The 19,040-nt window shown below is 65.3% G+C and carries 20 protein-coding genes; 10 read left to right on the forward strand and 10 right to left on the reverse strand.

Annotation, left to right across the window (positions count from 1 at the left end; translation table 11 throughout):
• Positions 1-26: 26 nt before the first annotated feature.
• Together IQ25_RS08600 and IQ25_RS08605 are read right to left on the reverse strand one after the other, a co-directional pair.
• Positions 27-317: a J domain-containing protein gene (locus IQ25_RS08600; RefSeq protein ID WP_144904776.1), complete on the reverse strand. Its 291-nt coding sequence runs from the start codon at positions 315-317 to the stop codon at positions 27-29.
• Complete coding sequence (locus IQ25_RS08605; protein ID WP_246415699.1) at positions 317-1,147, reverse strand: division plane positioning ATPase MipZ; 831 nt, start codon at positions 1,145-1,147, stop codon at positions 317-319. The genes IQ25_RS08600 and IQ25_RS08605 overlap by 1 nt, the downstream gene beginning before the upstream one ends.
• 98 nt (positions 1,148-1,245) lie before the next feature.
• Here IQ25_RS08605 and panC point away from each other — a divergent pair, with 98 nt between their 5' ends.
• Together panC and IQ25_RS08615 are read left to right on the forward strand one after the other, a co-directional pair.
• Positions 1,246-2,106, forward strand: coding sequence for a pantoate--beta-alanine ligase (gene panC, locus IQ25_RS08610; protein ID WP_144904780.1), 861 nt, complete (start codon positions 1,246-1,248; stop codon positions 2,104-2,106).
• Entirely contained in the window at positions 2,103-2,432 is a 330-nt protein-coding gene (locus IQ25_RS08615; RefSeq protein ID WP_144904782.1) for a DUF2322 family protein, read from the forward strand. Before panC ends, IQ25_RS08615 begins: the two co-directional genes overlap by 4 nt.
• Positions 2,433-2,453: 21 nt before the next feature.
• Here IQ25_RS08615 and IQ25_RS08620 read toward each other — a convergent pair whose 3' ends face one another.
• From IQ25_RS08620 to IQ25_RS08635, 4 genes are all read right to left on the reverse strand, one after another.
• Positions 2,454-3,839 (reverse strand): methyl-accepting chemotaxis protein, encoded by a 1,386-nt coding sequence (locus IQ25_RS08620; protein ID WP_144904784.1) that lies wholly within the window; start codon positions 3,837-3,839, stop codon positions 2,454-2,456.
• 153 nt (positions 3,840-3,992) lie between these two features.
• Complete coding sequence (locus tag IQ25_RS08625) at positions 3,993-4,841, reverse strand: metallophosphoesterase family protein (protein WP_144904786.1); 849 nt, start codon at positions 4,839-4,841, stop codon at positions 3,993-3,995.
• A 34-nt stretch (positions 4,842-4,875) separates the two neighbouring features.
• Complete coding sequence (locus IQ25_RS08630) at positions 4,876-5,721, reverse strand: diacylglycerol kinase family protein (protein ID WP_144904787.1); 846 nt, start codon at positions 5,719-5,721, stop codon at positions 4,876-4,878.
• A 37-nt stretch (positions 5,722-5,758) separates the two neighbouring features.
• A complete protein-coding gene (locus tag IQ25_RS08635; RefSeq protein ID WP_144904789.1) occupies positions 5,759-6,025 on the reverse strand; it encodes a hypothetical protein in 267 nt (88 codons plus the stop codon).
• A 245-nt stretch (positions 6,026-6,270) separates the two neighbouring features.
• Here IQ25_RS08635 and IQ25_RS08640 point away from each other — a divergent pair, with 245 nt between their 5' ends.
• A complete protein-coding gene (locus IQ25_RS08640; protein ID WP_144904791.1) occupies positions 6,271-6,597 on the forward strand; it encodes a UrcA family protein in 327 nt (108 codons plus the stop codon).
• An 86-nt stretch (positions 6,598-6,683) separates the two neighbouring features.
• Here IQ25_RS08640 and IQ25_RS08645 read toward each other — a convergent pair whose 3' ends face one another.
• Positions 6,684-7,193 (reverse strand): winged helix-turn-helix transcriptional regulator, encoded by a 510-nt coding sequence (locus IQ25_RS08645; RefSeq protein WP_258536991.1) that lies wholly within the window; start codon positions 7,191-7,193, stop codon positions 6,684-6,686.
• Positions 7,194-7,349: 156 nt separating this feature from the next.
• Between IQ25_RS08645 and IQ25_RS08650 the strand changes: the two genes are divergently transcribed.
• The 5 genes from IQ25_RS08650 (at position 7,350) to IQ25_RS08670 (ending at position 11,577) form a co-directional block, all read left to right on the forward strand.
• Complete coding sequence (locus IQ25_RS08650; RefSeq protein WP_144904794.1) at positions 7,350-7,706, forward strand: CC_3452 family protein; 357 nt, start codon at positions 7,350-7,352, stop codon at positions 7,704-7,706.
• Positions 7,707-7,904: 198 nt separating this feature from the next.
• Positions 7,905-8,531 (forward strand): hypothetical protein, encoded by a 627-nt coding sequence (locus tag IQ25_RS08655; RefSeq protein WP_144904796.1) that lies wholly within the window; start codon positions 7,905-7,907, stop codon positions 8,529-8,531.
• A gap of 46 nt (positions 8,532-8,577) precedes the next feature.
• Positions 8,578-8,976 (forward strand): peptide-methionine (R)-S-oxide reductase MsrB, encoded by a 399-nt coding sequence (gene msrB / locus IQ25_RS08660; RefSeq protein ID WP_144904798.1) that lies wholly within the window; start codon positions 8,578-8,580, stop codon positions 8,974-8,976.
• 136 nt (positions 8,977-9,112) lie between these two features.
• Positions 9,113-11,248, forward strand: coding sequence for a transglycosylase domain-containing protein (locus tag IQ25_RS08665; RefSeq protein ID WP_144904800.1), 2,136 nt, complete (start codon positions 9,113-9,115; stop codon positions 11,246-11,248).
• A gap of 86 nt (positions 11,249-11,334) precedes the next feature.
• Positions 11,335-11,577 (forward strand): hypothetical protein, encoded by a 243-nt coding sequence (locus tag IQ25_RS08670; protein ID WP_144904802.1) that lies wholly within the window; start codon positions 11,335-11,337, stop codon positions 11,575-11,577.
• Positions 11,578-11,956: 379 nt separating this feature from the next.
• Here the strand turns inward: IQ25_RS08670 and IQ25_RS08675 are convergent, their stop codons facing one another.
• The 3 genes from IQ25_RS08675 to hflK all read right to left on the reverse strand — a co-directional run bounded on the left by IQ25_RS08675 (position 11,957) and on the right by hflK (position 15,578).
• Positions 11,957-13,492 (reverse strand): Do family serine endopeptidase, encoded by a 1,536-nt coding sequence (locus tag IQ25_RS08675; RefSeq protein ID WP_181447206.1) that lies wholly within the window; start codon positions 13,490-13,492, stop codon positions 11,957-11,959.
• A gap of 126 nt (positions 13,493-13,618) precedes the next feature.
• On the reverse strand, positions 13,619-14,461 hold the full coding sequence (gene hflC, locus IQ25_RS08680; RefSeq protein WP_144905076.1) for a protease modulator HflC: 843 nt from the start codon (positions 14,459-14,461) through the stop codon (positions 13,619-13,621).
• A 10-nt stretch (positions 14,462-14,471) separates the two neighbouring features.
• Entirely contained in the window at positions 14,472-15,578 is a 1,107-nt protein-coding gene (gene hflK, locus IQ25_RS08685; RefSeq protein ID WP_181447207.1) for an FtsH protease activity modulator HflK, read from the reverse strand.
• A gap of 365 nt (positions 15,579-15,943) precedes the next feature.
• On the opposite strand from hflK, the gene IQ25_RS08690 reads away from it, so the two are divergent.
• Together IQ25_RS08690 and IQ25_RS08695 are read left to right on the forward strand one after the other, a co-directional pair.
• On the forward strand, positions 15,944-16,711 hold the full coding sequence (locus tag IQ25_RS08690) for an Mrp/NBP35 family ATP-binding protein (protein ID WP_246415716.1): 768 nt from the start codon (positions 15,944-15,946) through the stop codon (positions 16,709-16,711).
• Between the two features lie 5 nt (positions 16,712-16,716).
• Positions 16,717-19,029 carry a xanthine dehydrogenase family protein molybdopterin-binding subunit gene (locus tag IQ25_RS08695; RefSeq protein WP_181447208.1) on the forward strand — a complete coding sequence of 771 codons (2,313 nt, stop codon included), beginning with the start codon at positions 16,717-16,719 and terminating at the stop codon, positions 19,027-19,029.
• Positions 19,030-19,040 lie beyond the last annotated feature (11 nt).

Genomic DNA, 19,040 nt, shown 5'->3' on the forward strand with positions numbered 1-19,040 from the left:
GTCAGACGATCGGCGCGCCCGTCGTTTCAGCCGCCGCGCCGGTCCGTGAGCCGCGCGAGGAGCAGATCGCGCGCGGCATTGGCTTCATGGACCGCCTCGCTGCTGCCGCCGCGGTCCGGGTGGACTTTCTGGATGAGCCGCCGATGCGCCTCGATCACCTCGTCATAGCCCGCCCCCGCGCCCAGCCCGAGGAGATTGCGTGCCCGCTTCTCGTTCGCCGCGCGGGAGTCTCCCTGCAGCAGTTCCCACGGCCAGCGTCCTGACAGCAGCTTGCAGGCAATGCTGACAAGGGCGACAAGCGTGAGCAACTTGATCATCAGGCCGCGCTTTCCAGCTTCGGTTCTGGGGCATTCTTTGCCGGCACCGGCAGGTTCAACCCCATCACCAGCGTGCGCAGTTCCTGCCGCGCGACCAGATGGCTGGTGCCGAGTTCGCCGAGATGTCCCTTGTCGAGCAGGGTCAGTCCGCTCGGGAACAGCTCGCGATAGATCACGCGTTCGGAAAGTCCGCTAGCCACGCGGAAGCCCACGCGCTTGGACAGTTCGGTCAGTGCCTGGTCGATGCGGCGCTGGTTGCGCGCTTCGGTATAGCCGGTGCGGTTGCGCACCACGACCCAGTCCATCTCGCGCCGCGCATCCTTGATCGTGGCCATGGCCCGCTTCTTGCGCGCTTCCCAGATCAGCTCGGCATAGAACGACAGGCGGCGAACCTTGAAGGTCTCGGCGTCCACCTGTCCGATCAAATCGAAGTCGACGAAGCTGTCGTTGAGCGGCGTGACCAGCGTATCCGCGCGCGTCGCCACGTGGCGGGCCATCACGTCGTCGCGGCCGGGCGTGTCGTAGATGATGAAATCGCAGGTTTCGGCAAGCCGCTCGGTCAGCGCGTCGAGGTCCTCGACGTTGTCCCCGCCGAAGACTTCGAACGTCGCCGTCGGCAGCGTGATCTCGCGGCGCTTCATCGTCTCGGCGCGGTTCTCGAAATAGCGGTGCATCGTGCGCTGGCGGTGGTCGAGGTCGATCGTCGCCACACGCGCGCCCTGATAGGCCAGCGCCACGGCGACGTGCACCGCAGTGGTGGACTTGCCGGTGCCGCCCTTTTCGTTGGCGAAGACAATGCGATGAGGGCCATGGGACAAGGCGCTGGACAAGGCTGGGTACTCTCTCGGTTGTTGCAGCGTCAGGCTTGCGAGAGGCGTTCGCCGCCCGTATCGCCCGTCCAGTCCGACTTAGTGGAGTGGCTGCCAAGGTGCAAACGATCAACCGGCTGGAAGACCTGCGCAAAGCGGTCGATGCGCTCAAAAACGGGGGAAAAACGGTCGCGTTCGTCCCCACCATGGGCGCGCTGCACGAAGGCCACCTGACGCTGGTGCGGCAGGCCCGCCAATGCGCCGATCACGTTGTCGCGTCGATCTTCGTGAACCCGCGCCAGTTCGGCCCGAACGAGGATCTCGACGCCTATCCCCGCCGCCTCGCCGCCGACGCGGCCCTGCTCGAGGCCGAGGGCGTGGCGATCCTGTGGGCGCCCACGGTCGATCAGATGTACCCTGATGGCTATGCCACCAACATCAGCGTTTCGGGCGTGAGCGAGGTTGCCTGCGGGGCCGCACGTCCCGGCCATTTCGACGGCGTGGCCACGGTGGTGTGCAAGCTGTTCAACCAGGTCCGCCCTGACTTTGCCCTGTTTGGCGAGAAGGACTGGCAGCAGCTTGCCATCATCCGCCGCATGGCGCGCGACCTCGACCTGACCCAGCCCCACGTCTCGAACATCATCGGCGTCGAGACCGTGCGCGAGCCGAGCGGTCTCGCCATGAGCAGCCGCAACCAGTATCTGACCGAGGCCGAGCGGAGCAATGCGGCGGGCCTGTCGGCCGCGATGCGTCGCGCCATTGCCGCGATCGAGGGCGGCGCCGATGTTGCTGAAAGCCTCGCGACGCTGAAGGCGGACATCCTCGCCACCGGCTTCGCCTCGGTCGACTATGCCGACTTGCGCGATGCCGCCTCACTCGAATCGCTGGACCGGTATTCCGGGCACCCCGCCCGTCTCCTCGTCGCTGCGCGCATCGGCGCGGCCCGCCTGATCGACAACATGCCCGTAGGACCACGATGACCCCGATTGAGCCGACCGCGTCCTTCAAGGACAACCTCGCCCTGCTGCCCTCCATCGACGGCATTGCGCGCATCGACCTGAGCGATGCCGCAGGCACCGTCGTCGCCAGCATTGCCAACGAACCGGGCAAGCAGGGCTCGCTCGCAGTCTACAACTATCTCAAGCTGTGCTTCGGGAAGCTCGATGCCGCAGCTGCGGCGCACGGCCTTGCCGTGTTCGGCGAGCATACGCCTGACGCGATGGCCCGTCCCGGTGCGCATCCGAACATCGACCGCCTGCTGGACATCGGCGCGACAGGGCTCGAGATCACGGTGCTCGGGAAGTAGTCAGGGCGGGGCCGGGTCTGCTCAGAACTCGGACCAGTCATGTGCGGGAACAGCCTTCAGCGCGGCATTGCCGTGGGATTGGTAGAGCGGCTGCGCGGCGGGCACTGCCGGCCGTATCAGCGTTGCACTGCGCCGACCTGTCTCGAACCGTTGCACCACCTTTACCAGTTCGGCGGCCTCCTGCGCCAGTGACCGTGCCGCTGCCGTGGATTCCTCGACCATGGCGGCGTTCTGCTGTGTGACGCGGTCCACGTCCACGACTGCTGTGTTGATCTGTTGCAGGCTGATTGCCTGCTCCTGCGCGTTGGTCGCGATCTGCGATACGAGCGTGTTGATCTCTCCGACGCGATTGAGAACTCCGGACAGGACAAGGCCGGTCTGCCCCACCATGCTCACGCCCGAGGCAACCTGCTCGCTCGATGTCGAAATCAGCGTGCGAATGTCGCGGGCCGCGTCGGCAGAGCGCTGGGCGAGGGCCCGCACTTCGGTGGCGACCACGGCAAAGCCCTTTCCGGCATCGCCGGCCCGCGCAGCTTCGACACCCGCGTTCAGCGCCAGCAGATTGGTCTGGAAGGCAATGCCATCGATGAGCCCGATGATCTGGCTGATTTCTTCGGCGGATTTGGCGATCGCGGCCATTGCGTCGACGGCCTTGTTCACGACCACCCCGCCATTGCTCGCCTCTTCCTGGGTGTGGGCGATCGAGTCACGGGCATCGTCGGCCGATCTTGCCATCGCATGGACGCCAACCGTGACCTGATTGAGTGCCACCGATGTTTCTTCGATGCTCGCGGCCTGCTGCTCGTTCCGCCGGGCGAGATCATCCGATGCGGAATTGATTTCCTGCGATCCGGTCATGACGCTCTGAGCGGTCTGCTCGACGCTGCTGATTGCTTCGTTCAACGCACTGACCGCGCGGTTGAAGTCGAGGCGCAGATCCTCGTAGACGCCTGGAAAGGGCTGCTCGATAGCGCAGTTGAGCCTGTTGGCGGCAAGGGCGCCCAGCGAGGTCTTGAGTGCAGAGACAACCAGTTCCTGCGCGACTTTTGCCTTTTCGACCTCCAGCGCATTCTCGGTGAAGGTCGCCATGGCCTTTGTCATGCGGCCCACGCAATCGCGGTGGTCGGTGTACTGGATGGGGCTCTGGGTATCTCCCTCGGCAAGCCCTTCCATGCGCAATACGGTGTTCACGTAGGGCGTGCAGATGCGGTCCTTGGCGACCAGGGTCGTTGCAATGATCGCTCCGACCGAAGTCAGGGCAATGCCAAGCGAGACCATCTGCGGTGCCAGATCATAGGCCCCAAGAATGGTCGCAACCAGGCCAAGGCCCGAAAGTGCGCTATAGACGACGAGGAGAGCCGTGAATTTCTCGCGGATCGGCGCATCACGTTCAAACCAGTCAAGCATCGCCACCATAGCTCCTTTTTAGCGAGCCACTTGCGCGCAGCGACGACGACGCAGGAACTCTGGCTCCTCCTTGGGTTACACGGTAAGGCGTAGAGACCATGCCCAAGAGGGCATAAGGATTCGCACTAGGGGCGTTGGTATAGGTTTTGCCGATCAGTGCACTGGCGGATCGAAAGCGGGCACCGCTCCCACAGGCGCTACGGGTTCGCCCTCGTTTCTCGGCGGCAGCGCGTTCTCCGGCACATCGTCGATCATCATGTCGCGGGTGGGCACATGTTCGAGGTTGCGCACGCGCACCGCGATGGTCTCGCCTTCCAGCGTCAGTTCGTTGAAGCTGGGCGGGGTGGAGCGGACGCGCTGGCTGAGCGTGCCGGCCCCGATCATCCGCACGGGGCCGTTGACCGTGGGGTGGATGAGGTCGAAAGGGTCGTGGACGTGGCCCGAGAGGACGGCAAGCACGTTGCGGCTCGCCAGTTCGGCCAGCGCACGGTCGCCGCCGCGGGTCAGCGCCTTGCCGCGCGTTCCGGCCTCGACCAGCGGGTGATGGCAGGCGACGATGGCGCGGGTGCCTGCGGGAAGCGCATCGATCGCGGCCAGCGTATGCGCCAGTGCCGCCTTTCCGACCGCGCCCTTCGACCAGTTGAGCCGGAACTGCGCGCGTGCGGTTGTCTTGAGCGGCACGATCTTCGCGCCCGGAATCGGCAACTCGCGTTCCAGCACGCCCTCGATCGAGCGGAAGCGGCGATAGGGATCGGTAAAACGCTCGATCAGGTTGAAGTAGGGGAGGTCATGATTGCCGACTTCGACCGTCACCGGCACGTCGAGCGCCTTGATCCAGTGGCAGGCCGCCGCAAATTCGCGATGGCGCGCGCGCATCGTCAGGTCGCCGGTGATCGCCACGGCATCGGGCTTCTCGCGCGCGATGCACTGCGCCACCCAGTCGAGCGCGCGGCGGTCCTCGAGGCCGAAATGGATGTCGCTGATGTGAAAGATGCGGGTCATGCGCGAGGGTTGATCGTCGCTGCGGGCGCGGCGGTCAAGCTCCTGCGGGCGCGGTCGAAATGAAGTCGAGCGCAAAGGTGTCGCAGGTGATCCGCTCTTCACGGCCGCCTTCGCGTCGTTCACCATCGATCATCAGCGCAATCGGCGCCTCGCTCACCAGCGTGACAGCATCGAAGGTGCCGAGTTCGTCATGCGGTCCCTGCCGGAAATCACGCTTGACCAGCATGGCAAATCCTTGCGCGGCGAACTCGCCAAAGTCGGCAAAGTCATAGCCGTCGGCTTCGAGCTGGTCTCCGCTGCAGCCGATGCGGACAGCGCGATAGCCTTCTGCCTTGCCTGCGACCGGATCGGTCAGCCGCACGCCGGGGCCGTCGCGGGTTTCACGAAAGGCATTGCCGAAGCTCTCTGCGATCGTGGCCAGATCGAGATCGCGCACGCCTTCACGGACGTCTGCCCACATCGCGCCCGGCCCGGCCAGCACTTCGATCAGGCCAGCACCTTGCGAGGTGCGGATGGCACGACGACGGATCTTGCGTGCGCTTGAGAGGGCTCCGGTGATCGCCTCGACCGGAACATCGCCGTGGAGCGACTTTGCGAGCAGGTTCTGGGTGCCGCCGGGCAGGACCAGCAGTGCGCCACCCCATCCTTCCAGCGCCGAACCTGCCGCATTTATCGTCCCGTCGCCGGTGAAGATCGCAAGGGTGGCAACACCTGCAGCATCGAGTTCCTCGCCCGTTGGGAGATCTTCGTCGGGGAAGCGGATGACGCGACCGGGGGCATGGCCCGCGGCAGCTAGCGAGGCGGCGACTTCATCCACAGCAGAGTCGGTGTTGCTGCCGCTTGCCGAATTGGTCAGGAGCCAGAGAGGGGAGTGTTCCATCACGCCCTGAACCGGTGGCGCGCCTCAAGGTTCCGCGTCATACCCGATCGGTCAGGATCAGCCAGGCCGAGAAGCTGTTGAGCATCGAATAGACCACATAGGCAATCGGTCCGCCGACGTTGCCTTCCGATGCGAACAGCAGCGCGCCGAGCAGCAGCGCGAACTCCACGACCAGCGTGAACCGTCCGCCCAGGCTGTGCACGATCCACGGCATGCGGCCGACAATCGGGTGCCCGCTGTCCATCACCGCGCGGTGAAGCGCGAAGTTGCCGATGCCGAGGAGGAAGGTGATCAGAATCGCCATGCGCCTGCCCGACCTTATTGAAACGCCATGGGATTGTCACACCTGCAGTTCGTGGAGTTGAAATTGCATTTCGTCGGACGCGCTAAGCACTTGTCGGACGTAACGGAAAGCTGGTCGAGACGCGCAAGATTTCATCGTCGGTCGGGCGTAGCGAGAATGCATGCGGTGCACCGGAAGAGCCGGAACAGCCGCGAAAAACACCCCCAGCCGGTTCCCTCGCCGGCATCCCGTCGAAGGAAGTTGCCATGTTCGCAAAGACCCTGTTCTCCGCCGGCCTCCTCGGCCTCGCTCTTTCCGCCAGCCAGCCTGCTCAGGCCGCCGAAAAGATGGTGCACTATCACGATCTCGATCTGTCCACCAAGGACGGCAGCAAGCAGCTCGATGCCCGGCTGCGCAAGGCCGCCAAGGAAGTGTGCGGGCTGAGCCAGATGGACCTGCCTTCGTCTGAATGGGAATCGGCCCGCCAGTGCTTCGTCAAGTCGCTCGCCGATGCCCGCAAGGCCAAGGCAGGCGCCGTGCAGGCAACGGCGCTCGCCTCAGCCAAATCCAAGTCCGATCTTGCTGTCCGCTGATCCCGGCAGCTTGCAAACCCGGCGGATCCAGTCCCCCACCGGGTCAAACTTGAGGGGTCGTCCTGAAACGGGCGGCCCCTTTTTCCTCAACTCGCTTCGCGCAGCGCAGGGCCGGTCGGCTTCTTCTCGAGTTCGGCACGATCCCGCCAAGTCAGGTCTTCGGGCGAGAGCCTGCGGCCATCGTGCGACTGGATGCCGATCTGTGCGATCGGCTGACCGTCGCGCGCGTCGCACAGCACAGGGTTTGCCGGAACGCCAAGTTCCCACTTCTCGCCCCACTGGCGCAGCGCCAGCATGGCGGGCAGCAGGTCGATGCCCTTGGGCGTAAGGCGATATTCGATGCGGCGGCGATCATCGGCGCAGTGTTCGCGCTTGAGGATGCCCGCCTCGACCAGGCGCGAAAGGCGGTTCGACAAGATGTTGCGGGCAATGCCGAGCTGCTCGAGAAAATCCTCGAAGTGGCGCACGCCGTTGAACCCGGCTCGCAGGATCATGAAGGACCATCGCTCGCCCATCGCTTCAAGCGCGCAGGGCAGGCCGCACTGGGCGATTTCGCCGAGTGGTTCTCTAAGGTGGGGCTCACGAAGTTTGTCCATGTCATCCTTTGCATAGCCCATTCGCGGGACCTGTTTAAGTTTCTAGTTGCAACCTGCAACCTATATTGATAGGTATCGATTCGCAACGGAAATAGCATCCTCTCCAGAACCCCGCAATTTCCGAAGCCCTAAACAAGGTAATCCAGGGGAAGAACAATGTTTGCAAGCAAGACCAGCGGCGCCCTGCGCCAGCTCCTCCCGGCGGTCCTCGCCCTCGTCGGCACCACCGTCAGCTTTGCCGTCACCGCTGAAACCGCCCGTGCCGCAACCAACGGACCGTTCTATTCAGTCACGCTGACCCGTCCGATGGATGGCACGCAGAAGCTCGTCCAGAAGGGTGTGCTGTGGAAGTGCGAAGGCGCCGAATGCTCCGCCGCCCGCGACACCTCGCGCCCGGTCATCGTCTGCGCCCGCCTCGCTCAGAAGGTCGGCCCCGTCGCCCGTTTTGCCACGCCTGAAGGCGAGCTTGCCGCGCAGGACCTTGCCCGCTGCAACGAAGCGGCTGCCGGATAAGCCCACTTTTCGATCTCCAGCGCATTCCCGGAACGATACCCTGCCGGGGGTGCAATCCCTGACCGTCAAGGTCATTGGGCCGCGAACAGCAACCCTGTTCGCGGCCCCTTTTTGCGCTATGATCCGGCTATGCAAATACCCTTTAGAGTTACCGCTCTGCTCGCGAGAGTTGCCCTTCTGCCTCTGACAGTTGGATTTGTGCCGGCACAAGCACAGCAGGCTCCGGCCCTGTCCGCACAGACCCATGAGGACTTGCGCTGTTCTGCGGCCTTTGCCCTTGTCTCGCTTGAGCAATCCAGCGGCGAAATGCTGGCCGGATGGCCTCAACTCGCCGTGCGGGGCAAGCGCTTCTTTGCCGATTCGGGTGAGGCGGCGATGAAGGAAGGGCAGTTGTCGCGCGAACAGGTTCGCGAACTGATCGCTGTGGAGGTGCGCGCACTGCAGACAGCATCCGATCCGGACAAGGCGCTGGCCGACCTCGCAAAGCCCTGCGTCGCCAGGCTCGATGCCAAGGTCGCTCCGCTCGCCATGCCCAACCTCAGCCAGTGCGCCGCGATCTTCGGCATCGCCTATGACGAAGTCCACGGCCGCGAGGGGATGAGCCCGGCGGCGCAGGATCTGAGGACGCTCGCCTCGGTGCTGGCTGCGCGCGAGCGCGAGGCGCTGATCGCGGCGGGAGGCACGGGAGACGATGCCGACCGAAAGCTGTCCGAAGCACGCACGGCGATGGGCGGCACCGCTGCCGATGGCACCGCCGAGGTCGACCGCTACGAAATCGCCCATTGCTACGACCTCGCCAAGCCGGCCGAGAAGTCGCACTATTGAGCGACGGGTGCAGGCTCCCCATATTCGCGGCAAAGGAGATCCCCAGATGCCCGACAAGATGAACCTGAGCGATGCCGAATGGCGCGAGCGCCTCTCGCCCGAGCAGTATCACGTGCTGCGCCAGGGCGGCACCGAGCGCGCCTTCACCGGCGCCTACGAGAAGAACAAGGCAAGCGGCGAATATCACTGTGCCGGTTGCGGCGCGCCGCTGTTCAAGTCCGACACCAAGTATGACAGCGGATCGGGCTGGCCGAGCTTCTATGCGCCGGTCGAACCGGGTGCGATCGAGGAGCACCGCGACACCTCGCACGGCATGGTCCGCATCGAGGCGCGTTGCGCGCGTTGCGATGGGCATCTTGGCCACGTGTTCCCTGATGGCCCCAACCCTACGGGCCTGCGCTACTGCATGAACAGCGCCTCGCTCGATTTCACGCCCGAGGACTGAGCTTGGGCGGAGCCTGACGGTCGTTTGCCGAATTAGCGGTTAACCCTGCGTTACAACTGGCCTATGCAGAGGGCCGCAGGAGTGCGCCGGGGCTGCTCGCAGACCGGCTCTGAATGAGGGAAGCGGTAAAAGACTGATGGCCAGACGGGACATTCCCCGCCGCCCCGACGGCGGCAGGTCCGAACCGCAACCCAAAGGCAGCTCCACGCTGGGACGGTGGTTTCGCCGCATCCTTGCGTGGGGTGCGGGCTTTGCGCTGCTCGGCACGATTGCGCTGGCCGTGGCGGTGGCGGTCACCATGCGCTCGCTTCCCGGCTACAGCGAACTGAAGTCGAGCCAGACCGGTCAGATGATCGTCGTGCGTGCGGCTGACGGATCGGAGATCGTCACGCTCGGCCCGAGCTACGGCAAATGGGTGCCCTACGAGCGCATTCCGCAGGTGATGAAGGATGCGATGATCTCGGTCGAGGACCGGCGCTATCGCAGCCATTGGGGCGTCGATCCGATCGGCGTTGCCCGATCGCTGATGGTCCGCGTGGAGAGCGGGACGTGGAAGCAGGGCGGCTCGACGATCACCCAGCAGCTCGCCCGTAACATCTTCCTCAACAATACCAAGACGTTCGGTCGCAAAGCGCGCGAATGGGTGCTGGCGCTGGCGCTGGAGCAGAAGTTCTCGAAGGACCAGATCCTCGAACTCTATCTCAACAAGGTCTATTTCGGCGGCGGCGCCTATGGCATCGACAGCGCCGCGCGCAAGTTCTTCGGCCATTCGGGCGAGGAGATCACCCTGCCCGAAGCCGCGATCATCGCTGGCCTGGTAAAGGCGCCGTCGCGCTATTCGCCGACCGCCGATGCCGATGCCGCTGTGGGCCGTGCCGGCGTAGTTCTGCAGACCATGCAGAACTCAGGCGTGCTGACCGCGCAGGAAGCGCAGGCGGTCGATCTCAAGGCCGTGAAGATGGTGGAGGATCGCGGCAGCCAGAACTCGGCGCGCTACTTCACCGACTGGGCCCTGCCGCAGCTCGACCTGATCCTGCCCGAGAACGACAAGCCGATCGAGGTCTGGACCACGCTCGACCCGATCGCGCAGAAGGCAGCGACCAGCGCGATTGCCGGTTTTGCACCCAAGGGCGCGCAAGGCGCATTGGTCTCGCTCGACCGCGATGGCGCGGTGCTGGCGATGGTGGGCGGCACCGATTACGTGACCTCGAATTACAACCGCGCGGTCAACGCCGTGCGGCAGCCGGGTTCGGCATGGAAGCTGTTCGTCTATCTCTCCGCGCTGGAAGCCGGGTACACGCCCGATGACCGCGTCGTCGACGAGCCGGTGACGATCGACGGTTGGACGCCACGCAACGACGGCAACCGCTACGCTGGCGAAATCGACCTGCGCACCGCGTTCGCCTATTCCAAGAACACCGTGGCGGCGCAGCTCGGCAACGAGGTCGGCTTCGGCACTGTCGCCAACATGGCACGCCGCTTCGGCATCACCACGCCTATAAACACGCTGCCCTCGATGGTGCTGGGATCATCCGAAGCGCGGGTGATCGACATGGTGCGCGCCTTCGCCTCGGTGCAGGCCAAGGGCATGTCGGTGACGCCCTATGGCATCCGCAAGGTGACGACGACCGATGGCGAAGTGCTTTACAAGCACCGGCCCGACACTGCGCAGCAGCTGGTCCCGCCCTATGTCGCGGCGGGGATGACCGACCTGATGCAGACCGCGGTAAATATCGGCACGGGCCGCGCCGCGCAGATCGGGAGGCCGGTGGCGGGCAAGACCGGTACGACGACTTCCAACAAGGACGGCTGGTTCCTCGGCTTTTCGAGCGGGATCACCACCGGCGTGTGGATGGGCCGTGACGATGCCAAGGCGGTGCCCGGCCTGCAGGGCGGTGCGGCCCCAGCGCGCGCCTTTGCCGCCTACATGAAGGTCGCCACGCGCAAGCGCCCGGTCGAGCAATTCGACACCGAGCTGAAGCTGCCGCAATGGCAGCTGGAGCCCGATGGAGAGGCGATGCAGGGCAATCCCGACGACTACTTCTACGTCGACGAGCAGGGCAATCTCGTCGATCCTTCGCGCAGGCAGGCGGACAACGGCGACGGGTTTGATCCCGATGCTCCACCCGAAGGCGTGCCGCCGGAAGTTCCGCAGGCCGCGAATGACGATTTCCTCAACCGGGCGACCGGTCGGCGCGATCCGGAAACCGTGCCTCCCGCTGCCGGGATGCGTCCGAGGCCTACCACTACGAGACCTGCGACCAACCCCTGAATCTTTTACGGCCTGAACCTTTTGGCTGTCCGTTCGTTGGCTGCTCGATGGGAGGCGATTACGCCTTCCGATTGAGGAGACGAACCATGAGCCTGCTGCAATGGGCGGTCGCTGGTGCGGCCGGATACGCGATCTATCGCGCGGTGCAGAAGAACAAGACCGAACACGCCCCTGCCGCGTTCGCGCAAGGGGAGGAGCCGGGCGGAAACTTTTCGCAGGTCCGCTCGGCCGGGGTGGAAGGAATGCGGTCCGACCCCAAGCGCTGGGACAAGATCGACCAAGCCTCCGACGAAAGCTTCCCGGCCAGCGATCCGCCGTCGACTTATTGATCGAACAGGCTGTTTCTACCACGTCATCCCGGCAAACTCCGGGACCCATTGCCTCTCGTTGAGACGCATTCGCCGCGTGATAAGAGAGGTTGTGGTCCCCGGCCTACGCCGGGGTGACGGTTTGGGGTGGGTGGACGATGGAGCTTTCTGGTCGGCGTTCTGCCGATGCTCTGCTGAATGGTGACCTTACCACTTGCTCGTCATCCCGGCGCAGGCCGGGATCCATGGGCTTTCGTTGAGACGCAGACGTTGCGATTTGCGAGGGGTTATGGACCCCGGCCTGCGCCGGGGCGACGGCTCAAGATGGTTTGATCGTCCCAACAAAAAAAGGCCGCTCCACTGATGGGGCGGCCCTCTTCTATTTCGTCGTTTGTGTTGATCAGCGGATGCGGACCGGCATGTATACTACCGGCTGGCCGCGGCGCTGGATGCGCAGAAGCACGGCCTCGCGGCCCTCGGTCTTGGCAGACCGTACAATCTTTTCGAGATCAGCGATGCTGGTCACGTTTATGTAGTTGGCCGATAGCACGATGTCGCCGCGCTGCAGCTTGGACGCTGCATCGGACGAAGCGTCGACAGCGGTGATGACCACGCCCTTGGCATCTTCGCCTGCGCCGAGCTGGCGGGCGATCTGCGGGGTCAGCGGGATGGCGGCGATGCCGAGCGAGCCTTGCAGGACGCTGGGGCCCTGCTGCTGTTGCGGCTTGCTATTGGGGCCGAACTGGTCGTCGTCCTGCGCATCGGGGTCGAAGGTCTGCTGGGCGAGCTCTTCCTCGCTCGGGCGCTTGCCGACGACGGTCTGCACCGTGAGGCGCTGGCCATTGCGGATAAGTTCGATCGGGATGCGCTTGCCCGGCGTGGTGTTGGCGACGATGAACGACAGGGTCTGGTCGGGCGTGACCTCCTTGCCATCGACCTTCACGACGACGTCGCCCCCCTGCATGCCGGCCTTGGCCGCTGCCTGTCCGGGCTCGACCGCCTGGATGAACTCGCCGCGGTTCTTCGGCAAGCCGAGCGATGCAGCGAGGTCTTCCGACAGCGGCTGGATGCGTACGCCGAGATAGCCGCGCTCGATCGCCTGACCTGCGCGCAGCTTGTCGACGATGGGCGCTGCGATTTCCGCCGGGATGGCAAAGCCGATGCCGACCGAGCCGCCGGTGGGCGAGAAGATCGCATTGTTGATGCCGATGACGTTGCCCGCCATGTCGAACATCGGACCGCCCGAGTTGCCCCGGTTGATCGAGGCGTCGGTCTGCAGATAGCGGTCATAGGCCGAGCCCGAACCGGTGTTGCGATAGACCGCCGAGATGATCCCCTGCGTGACCGTGCCGCCAAGGCCAAAGGGGTTGCCGATGGCAATCACCCAGTCACCCACGCGCGCCTTCCGCGAATCGCCGAACTTCACGAACGGGAAAGCCGTCGGGCGGCTGATCTTGAGCACCGCGAGGTCCGAAGCCGCGTCCTTGCCGATCAGCTTGGCAGGATATTCGGTGCCATCAGGCGTGGTGACGGTGATCGATTCGACCTCGCCCTGCCCGTCGGCAGTGATCACGTGGTTGTTCGTGACCACATAGCCATCGGCAGAGATGATGAAGCCCGAGCCCAGCGACTGCGCCTCGCGCGTTTGCGGGCTGCCGCCCTGACCGCCGCCGAACAGATCGCCGAACGGCGTTCCGGCGAAGGGGTTGTTGTTCTGCACCTTCACGCGCTGGCGGGTGGAGATGTTCACCACCGCAGGCTGGAGCTGCTGCGTAAGATCGGCGAAGCTCGACGGCGCACCGGCGCGCGGGACGACGCTGCGCATCTCCGACTGGTCGTTCTGCGCGACTTGCGCGCCTGCGGGAAAGCCTGTCACCAGGGTCAGTGCGCTGCCTGCGAGCAGCAGCGCCGAAGTCACACCATAAGCGTATCGCACGTGGCCTGGTCCTCTTTTTCTATCAAGCGCCGAATGCGGCGCGGCTGACTTGTGCCGCAGTCGATTCACGCGTCTTGCGATGAACGGACTTTGAATGACGATGTTCCGTATCGTTCAGGTTAGACTTTACTTGCCCTTGAACTGGCGGAGGTATTCGTTGTCGGGCGAGAGCACGATCGAGGTGCTGGATTCCTTGGTTGCAAACACGGCGTCGTAGCTGCGCATGGCCCGGTAGAAATCGTAGAACGCCGGATCCTTGTTGAAGGCGTCGGCATAGGTTTTCGATGCCTCGGCCTGCGCCGTCGCACTGACGATCTGCGCCTGCTTCTGGCCTTGTGCCCGGATGGTGGCGGCTTCCTGCAGGCGCGCAGTGGCCATGCGGGTGAAGGCCGATTCGAGCGGGGAGCCTTCGGGAAGGTCGGCACGCTTGATCCGCACGTCGATCACCTGCGCGCCATATTCGCGCGCTTCGCGATCAAGGCCCTGGCGAATCTGCTCCATTGCGCGGCCGCGGTCAGCCGTCAGCAGCGAGCCGAACGTGCGCTTGCCCAGTTCCTGGCGCAGTGCCGAATTGAGGATCGGCTGAAGCTGTTCGGCAACGCGCTCGGTCGTCCCTGCGGTCTGCACCATGCGCACCGGATCGATGATGCGGAAGCGGGCGAAGGCGTCAACCTCGAGGCGTCGCTGGTCGGCCGAAAGGACCTGCTGACGCTCCATGTCGAGATCGAGGATGCGCTTGTCGACCTCGACCACCTTTTCCATGAACGGGATGCGCCAGACCAGACCCGCGCCGGTCTGTCCGAAATCTGCATCGGGCTTGAAGCGGTTGACCACGCGTTCGGGCTGGCCGAGGCGGATGATCACGGCCTGGGTCTTTTCATCGACCACCTTGAGGCAGCTGGCCACGGCGGCAAGCGCGATCAGCGCAGCGACGATCGGGACTTTGCGTTCCTGCCAGAATGTTTGCATGGCGCTCATCTTACTGGCCCCCTTCCTGCGTCTTCTGGCTGCGCTTCATTTCGGGCAGCGGCAGATAGGCCTGGGTGTTGGGCGTTTCGAGGATCACCTTGTCGGTCTTGCTCAGCACGCGCTCCATGGTTTCGTAGTACATGCGGCGGCGGGTCACTTCCGGGGCGAGCTTGTACTGCTCGTAGACCTTGTCGAAGGCGGCGGCTTCACCTTGCGCTCCGGCGGTCAGCTGCTGGGCCTGTGCCTGGGCGCGGTTGATGGCGCTCTGCGCGTCCTGCTGGGCGGCAAGCACTTCCTTGAAGGCGTCGATGACCTTGGCTGGCGGATCGGTCTTCTTGATGTCGACGCCCTGGATCAGCACGCCCGAGCGATAGGCGTCGAGCACGCGCTGCATCCGGTCGCGCACGTTCTGTTCGATCTGCTGACGGCCAGAGCCCATCGCGTCGTTGAGGTTCACCTCGGCGATGGACTGGCGCATCGCGGCTTCGGCCACTTCGCGCACGGTCTGGTCGGGATCGGCCAGCTGGAACATGTAAAGCTTCAAGTCCTTGATGTTCCAGCGGACGAGGTAGGTGAGGTCGACGAGGTTCTGGTCGCCCGTCAGCATCAGCTTCTCGCCATCGCCCTCGGGAATCGATTCGCGGCGGATCGAGGTGACGTCTTCAACCTTCACCGACTGGATCGGCCAGGGCAGGGTCAGCGCGGTGCCGCTGTCGAGCGTGCGCGAATAGGAGCCGAACGTGGTGACCACGCCCTTTTCCTGCGGCGTGATCAGGTGGACCATCGAAGTGCCGAGCCAGACTGCGGCGATCAGCGCGATGCCGACCGGCGCCCACGACTTGCCATCGGGGCGCTGCGGTAGGCGGGGCATGTTGGGGCCGCGCCCGCCACCGCCGCCACCGCCACCACCCTTGCGGTTGCGGAACAGGTCTTCGATGTTGGGTCCGCGGCGCGCAGGGTCCTTGGCAGGCTCACCCGATTGGGGTGGGAGCCAGGGGTTGCGCGGGCCTTCGGCAGGCGGAGGAGGCGAAGAGGGCGGCGGAGAACCTTCGCCATCGGCAGCGGGCGGCACATCGTTGCCTCCGCCAGAGCCCCAGGGGCTTTTCTTTCCGGTCATGTAAAGGCCCCGGCCAAAACGCGCGATCAATCCGCCCAAGTCTGTCATGCATTCGTTATAGGAACGCCGAGCGCGAAAAACAGTGTCCATTCCCGAAAATTCATCTGCTAGGGGGCAGGAGAAGGCTCCAAGGCGGAGCGGAACAGGGAAATGGCGTGAGCATCGAAGAACAGGCGCTGCGCGAGGCGCTGAATGCGGTGGCGGGTGACCGTCTGCAGTCGGTCAAGCTTTCGAAGAGCGAGGCAGGCGAGGCCGCGACGATCGTGCTGGAAGTGGGCGGGCTGGACCGGCTCGACCGCGACAAGCTGGAAATGGCACTGCGCGATGCTGCGCGGAAGGCTGGCGTTGCCGAAGTGCGCATCGGCATGACCGCCGAGCGCAAGGCGCGGGTAATCATCGCGGTGGGATCGGGCAAGGGCGGCGTCGGCAAGTCGACGCTATCGGCCAACCTCGCGGTGGCCATGGCGCGGCTGGGGCGCAAGGTCGGGCTGGTCGATGCCGACATCTACGGTCCCTCGCAACCACGCCTGCTCCTGACCGAAGGCCGCAAGCCCGAGGCCGAGGGCAACAAGATGATCCCGATCGAAAGCCCGTGGGGCGTGCCGATGCTGTCGATGGGGCACTTGGTACAGCCCGGGCAGGCAATTGCGTGGCGCGGCCCGATGGCGGGCAATGCGCTGGGCCAGCTGATCGACGCGCATTGGGGCGACACCGAGATCATCGTCGTCGACCTGCCTCCCGGCACCGGCGACGTGCAGCTGACCATGCTGTCGAAGCACAAGCCTGCGGGCGCTGTGATCGTCTCCACCCCCCAGGATCTGGCGCTGATGGACGCGACGCGGGCGATCGGCCTGTTCGAACAGGGCCAGGTGCCGATCGTCGGAATGGTCGAGAACATGGCGGGATACATCTGCCCGCATTGCGGTGAAGAGAGCGATCCCTTCGGCGTGGGCGGGGCGGAAGCAGCGGCGAAGACGATGGGCTTGCCGTTCCTTGGCCGCGTGCCGCTGGACATGGCGATCCGGCGCGAGAGCGATGCGGGCAATCCGCCTGCCGCAGGCGATACCCCGCAGGCCGAAGCATTCCTCTCGATCGCGCGGGCGGTGCTCGCCTGGCTTGACGGGAAGCGCTGAGGCCCATGCGCCTCACCCGGCGAGGGATGCTGGTGGGAGCAGGGGTAGGCGGCGCGCTGCTCATCGCCTTCCCGCTGATCCCCCGCCGCTATCCCGTGCCGCTCGAGGCGGGCAAGGACGAGCATGTCGTCGATGCCTTCCTGAAGGTCGGTCGGGTCAAGGGTGGGGCAGCCGGTAAAGCCGACTGTATCCTGACCGTGGCGGTGCCCTTTTGCGAAATGGGGCAGGGGATCACCACGCTCGTTGCGCAGATCGTGGCGGATGAGGCAGGCGCGGACTGGCGCAAGGTGGCGGTGGAAGCCGCGCCGATCAGCCCGGCCTATGCCGACCCGGTACTTTCGGCAAAGTGGGCGCCGCTGTGGATGCCCGCTTTCGCCTCGCTCGGCGCCGATGCGGAAGGCATGCTGGCGCGGCTTCATGCCGAGCGCGGGCCGCTGATGATCACCGCCGATGGCACCGCGCTGGCCGCTTTCGAAGCACCCTTGCGCGAAGCGGGCGCGGCGCTGCGGGCGATGATGGCGCAGGCCGCCGCCGACAAGTGGGGCGTGGGCTGGGAAGAGTGCGAGACGAAGGACAGCTTCGTGACGCATGGGCCCAAGCGCCTGTCCTTTGCCGAGCTGCTTGATACAGCGGTGGACTACGATCCACCTGCCGTCCCGGTCCTGCGGGCCGAGCCCCCGCGCGAGAAACCCGGGCAATTTCCCGAAGGCGCACCGCCACGCCATCCAAGGCTCGATCTGCCCGCCAAGGTCGATGGCAGCTTCACGTTTGCAGGCGACGTGCGCCTGCCCGACATGGTCTTCGCCGCGATTGCCCACGGGCCGCAGGGGGCCAGCGTGCTGTCGAGCTACGACAAGCAGGCTGCGGCTTCCGTGCGCGGGCTGGTTGGCGTGGTCCATGCCAGGCGGTGGCTGGCGGCCGTGGCGACCGACTGGCATTCGGCGGACAAGGCGGTGCGGGCAATGGAGCCGCGTTTCAAGGCGGACGGGCCCATTGCCGACAGCGAGAAGGTGCTGGTTGCGCTCGACAAGGCGCTGACCAAGGGCGAGCCGCAGCGATTGCTGGCCGAGGGCGATCCCGATGCGCTGCTCGCCAAGCCTTCGCTGACCGCGCGCTACGATGTCGAGCCTGCCTTCCACGCCCCGCTGGAAACGGCGAGCGCCACGGCGCGGCTGCGTCATGGGCTGCTCGAACTGTGGATCGCGACGCAGGCACCGGAGCGGGCACGGCGCGCAGCGGCGCGGGCGGCGGGGCTCTCGCGGCGTGACGTGATCGTCTATCCGATGCACGCAGGCGGCAGCTTCGATGCGCGGCTCGATGTGCGGATCGCGGCCGAAGTGGCAGCGATCTGCAAGGTCATCGGCAAGCCGGTGCAACTGACATGGTCGCGCTGGCAGGAAGCGCTGGCCGGCATTCCCCGCACGCCGGTTTCGGCCCAGCTGGATGGTGCGCTGAGCCCGGACAAGACACGCGTGCTCGGCTGGCGGGCGCGGCTGGCCGTTCCTGCGACCGCGTTCGAGTCCGGCGCGCGGTTGCTCGACGGTTGGGGCGTGACGGATGCGCTCGATCTGCAGGATCAGGCCGATCCCATGGCATGCGAAGGCGCGATGCCGCTCTATCGCATTCCGGAAAAGGCGGTGGAGCAGGTGCCGCTGGCGCTGCGTCAGCCGACCGCGCGGTTTCGCGGGCAGGCCCATGGCTATACCGCGTTCTTCACCGAAAGCTTTGTCGACGAGCTCGCCCATGCGGCGGGCAAGGAGCCGCTGTCGTTCCGCGTCGGCATGCTGGAGGGCGAGCCACGACTGGTGGCATGCCTGCAAGGCGCGGGCCGTCTGGCGCAGTGGGGCGGCGGGATCGAGGCTTCGGGGCAGGGGATTGCCTGCCACCAGATGGAGCTCGCCCTTGGTGGCGGCAGGGTGACGAAAGGACTGATCGCGGTCGTCGCCACGGCACGTAGCGAGGCGGGCGTGGTGCGGGTCGAGCGGCTGAGCGCCTACGTCGACATCGGCCGCATCGTGAACATCGACATCGCCCGCCAGCAGATCGAAGGCGGGCTGATGTTCGGGCTAGCCCATGCTGTGGGCGGGGCCAGCGGCTATGCCAAGGGGCGCCCCCTTGCGGGCAGGCTCTCGCAATTGGGTCTTCCCCTGCTTGCCGATTGCCCGAAGGTTGATATTGCCTTTGCCGACAGCAACGAAGACCCGTTCGACCCCGGCGAACTGGGCATGGTTGCGGTGGCCCCTGCCATCGCCAATGCCCTGTTCTCTGCCACGGGCGTGCGCTTCCGCCGCCTGCCGCTGATTTCCGAAGGCCTCTGAGCCCTCATTTA

The sequence above is a fragment of the Novosphingobium taihuense genome (genome assembly GCF_007830315.1).
GTDB lineage: Bacteria > Pseudomonadota > Alphaproteobacteria > Sphingomonadales > Sphingomonadaceae > Novosphingobium > Novosphingobium taihuense.